Raw genomic sequence first — 7,172 nt, forward strand, 5'->3', positions numbered from 1 at the left:
TAGGGCATACCGGAACCTTTGGGCTCGATCCAATAAACGCTTGGGGAGAGAATACCTCTACTTTTTCAGAAGCAATTCTGTCTAAGCAAGTAATCTCTGTGAACCAAGAATCCCCGTCTCTTTAGAGCGGGGAGTGTCAAATCGGTAAACGCTGAATATCTCGGTTAGAACCAATCACCACCATGGCTAAATCCTTGTATAATCTTTCTTGGGGATTGGGGTTAATCTTGAATTTTTCCGCATTACCGACAGCGACAATATTTAACCCATAACGATTACGAATTTCTAACTCTGCTAGGGTTTTACCGTGAAAAGCTTCCGGGACTTTTAACTCGACAATACTATGTTCGGGATCGAGATCAAATCGTTCTAAAATTGATGGTCTAGTTAAACGGTGCGCTAACTCACAACCAGCATCGTATTCGGGAAAAACTACTAAATCTGCACCAACTTTTTTGAGTAATTTTCCATGGATTTCTGTGGAGGCTTTAGCGGCGACAAAATTAACCCCCGCTTCCTTACAATTGAGAGTAGTAATGATACTTTCTTCCACGTATTTACCAATAGCGACAATCACCGTATCGGTTTCAAAAATTCCCGCTTCTCGCAGGGCGTTAGGTTTGGTAGAATCAAGCTCGATCGCATTATCTACTATTCGATCGGATAACGCTTGTGCTACTAATCCTTCGTCAATATCTGTCGCTACCACTTGATAACCTTGTTTGCGTAAGGTTTCACAGACGGCGCGCCCAAATCTGCCTAATCCGATGACGGCAAATTGACGATTTTGGGGACGCATACTACTAAAAAATTTAATTGATTGCATAATTTGAAGTTAAACTGTTACGCATTTAAAATGCTAGTGTCAATGAGTGAGGAGACAGGAGAAACTGATAACTGATAACTGATATTAATTATCCCACTAAAAGGTTTTCTTCGGGGTAATTAATAACTGTTGGTTTCGGATCGCCGATGATAGCCGCTATTAAAAGTATAACTCCTACCCGTCCCAGATACATCATAAAAACAATAATTAACTTAGAAATCGGCGATAAAGCGGCGGTTATCCCCATAGATAGGCCGACAGTTCCAAAGGCAGAAACTACCTCAAAAAACAGCTGAATCATTTGAAAATCTGTCTCCACAAATGAGATGGCTAGGGTGGAGACAATAATCGCTATAACCGAACCAAAAACCACCGCCATTGACTTTAAAATTAACGGCATAGGAATGCGTCTTTGATAAAGAGTCACTTCTTCACGACCTCTTAAAACCGAGCGAGTACAATTATATAAAATCCTAACAGTTGTGGTTTTAATACCTCCCCCTGTACCGCTAGGACTGGCTCCTATAAACATGAGAGCCATGGTAATTAATAAACCTTCTACGGAAATTTTACCAATATCAATGGTATTAAATCCGGCTGTTCTCGATGTTACCGATTGGAACCAAGCGGCCAGCAATTTATCTTTAAGTGATAAATTAGCTAAAGTGTCACCATTTCCCTGTTCAGTAAGTAAAAAAGCCAAGGTTCCTATCACTAATAAAAATATAGTTGTGCTGATAGCAACTTTATAGTTAAGGGAAAAAACAAAGCCTTTTCGTTTATATTGAAAGCGGTAAATAAACCAAGTGTAAAACTCGATAATTACTTGATAACCGATACCTCCAAAAACGATCAATCCTGTGATAGCTAAGTTAATAATAATTGAGGATTGATAGGACATCAAGTTATCTTTAAACAAGCCAAAACCCGCATTATTCCAAGCACTAATACTATGAAATAAAGATAACCACACTGCATATCTAAAATCATACTTTTGGGCGAAGACAGTTAACATAACCAAAGTTGCTGTTAACTCAAAAACTAGAGTAGTAGCAATCACTGATTTCATTAAACTTTGACTACCTTGTAGGAAAGGTCGATCGAAGGATTCTTGAATCGCTAACTTCTGTCTCAGGTCAAATTTTCGCCCAATTAATAACATTAAAAAAGTGGTAGTGGTCATATAACCCAAACCTCCCACTTGCACTAATAAAGCAATAAATAATTGACCCCAAAAAGAAAAATAAGTCCCCGTATCTACTACTGCTAAACCCGTAACACAGACAGCAGAAGTGGAGGTAAAGAGGGCAACAATTGGGTCATTCCAAGTGCCGCTAGTGGTAGAAACAGGCAACATCAACAGGGAAGTTCCCGCTAAAATTACCGCAATAAATCCCAAGCAAATTGTCCGGGCAATCGTCATATAAATTCCTTAGTGAAAGTAGCTAAGAGAAGATTGTTTTTTGGCTAACACTTCTTGATAAACTAACTGTAAGCGATCGATATTTTTGCTGAGACTGTAAGAGTCTAAAACTCTTTGACGGGCTTTTTGTCCGAAAATTGTTGTTAATTCGGGATGATCTCGTAATACGGGCAAGAGAGTTTTTAATTGGGTAATTAGTCCTTTAGTATCTAGAACTATTCCCGCACCTTTTAACACTTCCCCATCGGCCCCCACATCCGTAGCCAGACAAGCAACACCGCAGGCCATCGCTTCCAAGAGGGAAATCGATAAACCTTCCACTAATGAGGGCAAAATAAAGCCGTCAACCCCGCGCAAAATTTCAATTCGTTTATTTTCATCGCCGATAAAACCTAACCAGATAATACCATCTTCTTCTCCATAAAAAGGTTTAAGGGAAGGAGTTAACGGACCATCGCCCACAATGAGCAGTTTGCATCTATCACCTAAACTGGTTTTTTTCCAAGCTTTCAATAAAGATTCTACATTTTTCTCCGGCATGATCCGACCGAGATAAACAAATAAACAATCGGCATTATATTGAGCTTTAATATTCGAGGGTCCTGGACAATACTTATTAACATCAACCCCATTGGGAATAATTGCTAATTTTTCTTCGGGAACTCCCAATTTAACTAAAAAATCCCGTTGAGAGGTGGAAAAAATAATTACTTTATCGTAATTAGCTAAAAAAGGGGCGTGTAGTTGGTAGGTTAATAATTGGGTACTAGAGATGAGATTGCGAATTTTACTATCAAAAGCCGGGTGAAAAGTCGCCACCAGAGGCAAATCTAAAGACTCACAAATTTCCGGTAGCAGAAAATCGAGGGGAGACAGGGGTAAGGACGCATGAACTAGATCGGGTTTCAGTTCCCTGAGCTTATCCTGTAGAACCCGACTCGATTTCAGGGTGGGAATAGTATAGACTTGGGAACTATAGAGACGTGGCAGGGTGATTTCGTCGTAAAAGTCGGGCCAATCGCTGACAGTGGGTTTTTCGGAAGAAAAATGCAGAAAACTGACTTGATAATCTCGATCGAGCAGGGAATTAGTCACTTCTCGCCCATAGGTAACGTTACCGCAAAAAGGAGATTTTTTTCCTAACCAGGCAATGTGCATTGAGATTCTCTTAAGAAAAAGTTAATTTAGCCAAATATCAGCTTACTAAATTAGCCGTAAAATTAAAAGCTAATAGAGTACCTAAAACAATAGACCTCTTGCAGAAATCAAAAATCGTTGTTAGGGTTAGGAGTCAGTAGCCAGTAGTCAGTAGTCAGGAGAATTAAAAATGAGCATTAATCAATTAAATGGTCTATTTGCAGATTTTATGCCATTTAATCCTTATTTTTGCCGTTTTTGAACCATGAAAAATTAATTATGCAAGAGGTTTAATTAATTATCCATCTAAACCGTCAGCCCTCAGTCGAACGCTTTTTCACCGGATTAGTAAACAGTGAACTAAAAACTCAAATCTGATCCCTGATAAGCTGTCTCCTGTCGACCGTCTCCTGTCGACCGTCTCCTCACCTAAGGGAAGATTTTTGCTGTTTGCAGGAGATCTACTGATTCACCGAGGACTTGCGACGACGACAGCGTTCTGAACAGTATTTGACCTCATGCCAACAGTTTTGCCACTTTTTGCGCCAAGTAAAGGATAAACCGCAAACGGGACAAATTTTACTGGGAAGATCGGACTTCGATATCTGACGTGCCATGATTAAAATTAAAAAGTCAAAAACTGCGCCTTATCTATGAGTGTAGATGAAAATAATCAGAGTTCCCCACGTGATCGCCTGAGAATTATTTTAGTTGAACCAGCCGGAGCCTTAAATGTGGGTTCCACTGCCAGAATTATGCGGAATATGGGCTTAAGTCGCTTAATTATCGTCAATCCCGCCTGTGATATCCTTGCAGAAGAAGCGCGACGCATGGCAGTACACGGAATTGAAGTCCTAGAAAACTGTTCACGGGTAGCCACCCTTGGGGAAGCTTTGCAGGGTTGTCATCGCATCATTGCCACCACCTCGAAACCCCGTCACCTGAATACTCCCCTCGAAACACCCCGGGCTGCTTTACCCTGGTTACTCACCCCTAACCTGGAATCGGCCTTAATTTTCGGGCCAGAAGACCGGGGTTTAAGTAACAGCGAACTGAACCACGCCCAGCGTTTTGTCGGTATTCCCGCTAATCCTCAATATTCCTCCCTTAATCTGGCCCAAGCGGTGGCGGTTTGCTCCTACGAACTGTACCAAATGGCGACGGAAAATAGGCTCGAACCCCCGTTAGAAACGCTCCCCAATGCCACTTTTGAGGCTCTAGAAGGCTATTATCAGCACTTGGAGAGCTTTTTGCTCAAAATTGGCTATCTTTACCCCCACACCGCCGCCGCTAGGATGGAGAAATTCCGGCAATTTTATCATCGGGCCCGGCCCACGGTGGAGGAATTAGCCCTGCTGCGGGGCATTATCGGTCATATTGAAAGTATCGGGCAACTTTTTCTCGGTCTTGATAGTCTCAAGGGCAAGAAAAAAAATTCTCCTAGCGATCGATAATAAATCTGGATACCCTTGAGGAAAACCGTGACTCGTCAAGTAACTCGTCGTCCTACTAAAGTCCAATCTGGCCCTGGGTCCCCTAGGTCCATGGACTTAAACAACAAAAAAAAGTCTTTACCGGTTAAAAGGGCAAAAAAACAGCGTAAAACTAACCTAATCGCCTCTTTTCTCCTTCAGGTTCTTCGCTTCTCTATCCTTGGTGTCGGTTTAGGTGCGATCGCTGGTACGGTTTTAACGGTGGTGGATCCAAGCAAATTACCCCTACACCCAAAACCCACCGCTACTAATTCCCCGACTCCCAAACCCGTCACCCCAAAACCGACCACCTTAGTTTTAAACGAAAATCTCAGCAGCCTTAACCAGAAATTACAGGCTTTAGCGGTCAAATATCCGAAATTAAAGGCGGGAGCTTTATTTATTGACCTCGATAACGGTGCTTACGCTAATTTTCGAGAAGATACTATTTTTGCTGCCGCTAGTACGATTAAAATCCCGATTCTGGTGGCCTTTTTTGAGGATGTGGACGCGGGGAAAATTCGTCTCGATGAAACCCTTGTGGCCACTAAGGATGTCCTGGCCAGTGGGTCCGGGGATATGCAGTATCTAGGAGTGAATAAAACCTATACTGCCCTAGAAACCGCCACTAAAATGAACGTAATTAGCGATAATACCGCTACTAATATGTTAATTAAGCGCATGGGCGGCAAAAAGGCTCTTAATCAGCGTTTTCAAGCTTGGGGTTTGACCAGTACGGTAATTAATAACCCTTTACCAGACTTGGAAGGAACCAATACCACAAGTCCGAGAGATTTGGTGACAATCTTAGGAAAAGTTAATCAAGGGGAATTACTCAGTTTACGTTCCCGCGATCGTCTATTGAATATTATGCAGGAAACGCGCACTCGCACCCTGCTGCCCCAAGGTATCGAGAAATCCGCCGATATTGCCCATAAAACCGGTGATATTGGCTCGATGTTAGCGGATGCGGGGATTATTGATATGCCCAACGGGAAACGCTATCTAGGAGCAGTGATGGTGAAACGTCCCCACAATGATAGTAACGCTAGGACTCTGATTCAACAAATATCGCGCACGGCCTACCAACACTTTAAATGGTATCAAACTCAACCGGCAGCCAAACCGCAACCAGTCGCCCAGTCTTCTCCCTCTCCTAGTCCAGTCGTTAGTCCTAGTCCGGGTAATTAGGGTTTGCGGCAAAAAGTTTTTCGTGGGGGTAGGGTGTGGGGTGTGGGGTGTGGGGTGTGGGGTGTGGGGTGTGGGGTTTTACCCATTTTCAGGTGGTCAATTACCTAATTTTCAGGGAAAAAGTCCAGGAATTTTGCCCCCGATCCCCGCAATGGCTGGCACTTTTTGAGGGAAAAAAAGTCTAAAAGTCTTATCCAACAAGGTTTTTAGATTTATTAAGCAAACCCTAATTAGCCCCTAGGTTAAATTATTGGCTAAAAGATGGGCCAATTGTTCGGCATTTGCCCGGGGGGAAAGACGAGGAAGGATTTTTTCCCCCGTGGCCAGTTTTTGACAGAGGACGGGGATTTCGTACTGATAAGCGTTAAACCAATCCTCTCGACTGGTAATGTCCCTAATTTCTAACTGCCACTCCGGTTGACGGATTTTTTCTAGTTTCTCTAGCAACCCTTCGCAAAGATGACAGTCCGGTTTACTGTATAAAATTAGTTCTATGGTAGTCATAAATATTTATGTTCATTACCTCCACGATTAGTCTCTCATCAACAATTCTACAAACTCCCACACCCACACCGACTTTAAATAATAATTTAGTTAATTCAGGTTCTCAAGATCTAGTCTATATCGGTGTGTTTCTTCTGGCAATCACCCTAGTCATTGTTATTGGTATTATCAATCAAAAAATTGAATACGCTCTCATTTTTGCCGCCACTCTCACTGCTATTTTAGTTGCTTTCTTCTGGTTTTTATAAGTCCTTCAACCAAGGGGATTGAGGTGATGGTCATTCTGACTTCCCCGACCGACTCCTAACACCCTATATACAAGCAAAACGATCGGACTTATAATATAATTGTATTGATTGTCCCTTGTTGCTAGAATCACCCCAAATTGACTCAATGGGTTTATAAACGATGACAACCCTAGATATTGCTACCGATATTGTCTGTCCTCCCACCGATTTATGGAGTGATGAACCACCCGTGGAAAGTGATCTGCATTTACAACAAATTATTTTATTATTATCTTGTCTTGATTGGCTCTGGCAAGATAGAAACGATTACTATGCCTCGGGCAATTTGACTATTTATTATAACGAAAGACAACTGAAACAGCGAGATTTTT

8 protein-coding genes and 1 pseudogene are annotated in these 7,172 nt (G+C 42.1%); 4 read left to right on the forward strand and 5 right to left on the reverse strand.

The genetic code is table 11. The features are described 5' to 3' along the window. Nucleotides 1-136: 136 nt before the first annotated feature. The 4 genes from O9290_RS10655 to O9290_RS10670 form a co-directional block, all read right to left on the reverse strand. A complete protein-coding gene (locus tag O9290_RS10655; protein ID WP_079210125.1) occupies nucleotides 137-826 on the reverse strand; it encodes a potassium channel family protein in 690 nt (229 codons plus the stop codon). An 88-nt stretch (nucleotides 827-914) separates the two neighbouring features. After that, nucleotides 915-2,249 carry a TrkH family potassium uptake protein gene (locus tag O9290_RS10660; protein ID WP_002758562.1) on the reverse strand — a complete coding sequence of 445 codons (1,335 nt, stop codon included), beginning with the start codon at nucleotides 2,247-2,249 and terminating at the stop codon, nucleotides 915-917. A 9-nt stretch (nucleotides 2,250-2,258) separates the two neighbouring features. Beyond that, on the reverse strand, nucleotides 2,259-3,407 hold the full coding sequence (locus O9290_RS10665) for a glycosyltransferase family 4 protein (RefSeq protein WP_147072712.1): 1,149 nt from the start codon (nucleotides 3,405-3,407) through the stop codon (nucleotides 2,259-2,261). Nucleotides 3,408-3,847: 440 nt separating this feature from the next. Then, entirely contained in the window at nucleotides 3,848-4,003 is a 156-nt protein-coding gene (locus O9290_RS10670; protein ID WP_071825010.1) for a DUF2256 domain-containing protein, read from the reverse strand. Nucleotides 4,004-4,039: 36 nt separating this feature from the next. Between O9290_RS10670 and O9290_RS10675 the strand changes: the two genes are divergently transcribed. Both O9290_RS10675 and O9290_RS10680 read left to right on the forward strand, forming a co-directional pair. Next, nucleotides 4,040-4,840, forward strand: a complete 801-nt coding sequence (locus O9290_RS10675; RefSeq protein WP_288028014.1) for an RNA methyltransferase — start codon at nucleotides 4,040-4,042, stop codon at nucleotides 4,838-4,840. A 27-nt stretch (nucleotides 4,841-4,867) separates the two neighbouring features. Next, a complete protein-coding gene (locus tag O9290_RS10680) occupies nucleotides 4,868-6,049 on the forward strand; it encodes a serine hydrolase (RefSeq protein WP_288055879.1) in 1,182 nt (393 codons plus the stop codon). Between the two features lie 237 nt (nucleotides 6,050-6,286). Here O9290_RS10680 and O9290_RS10685 read toward each other — a convergent pair whose 3' ends face one another. Then, nucleotides 6,287-6,553, reverse strand: a complete 267-nt coding sequence (locus O9290_RS10685; protein WP_002758558.1) for a glutaredoxin family protein — start codon at nucleotides 6,551-6,553, stop codon at nucleotides 6,287-6,289. Nucleotides 6,554-6,561: 8 nt separating this feature from the next. Between O9290_RS10685 and O9290_RS10690 the strand changes: the two genes are divergently transcribed. Together O9290_RS10690 and O9290_RS10695 are read left to right on the forward strand one after the other, a co-directional pair. Next, nucleotides 6,562-6,801, forward strand: a complete 240-nt coding sequence (locus O9290_RS10690) for a hypothetical protein (RefSeq protein WP_002758556.1) — start codon at nucleotides 6,562-6,564, stop codon at nucleotides 6,799-6,801. Between the two features lie 160 nt (nucleotides 6,802-6,961). Then, a pseudogene (locus O9290_RS10695) lies at nucleotides 6,962-7,172 on the forward strand (Uma2 family endonuclease); the annotation flags it as partial.

It is taken from the genome of Microcystis sp. LE19-41.2A, from assembly GCF_027530405.1.
GTDB lineage: Bacteria > Cyanobacteriota > Cyanobacteriia > Cyanobacteriales > Microcystaceae > Microcystis > Microcystis aeruginosa.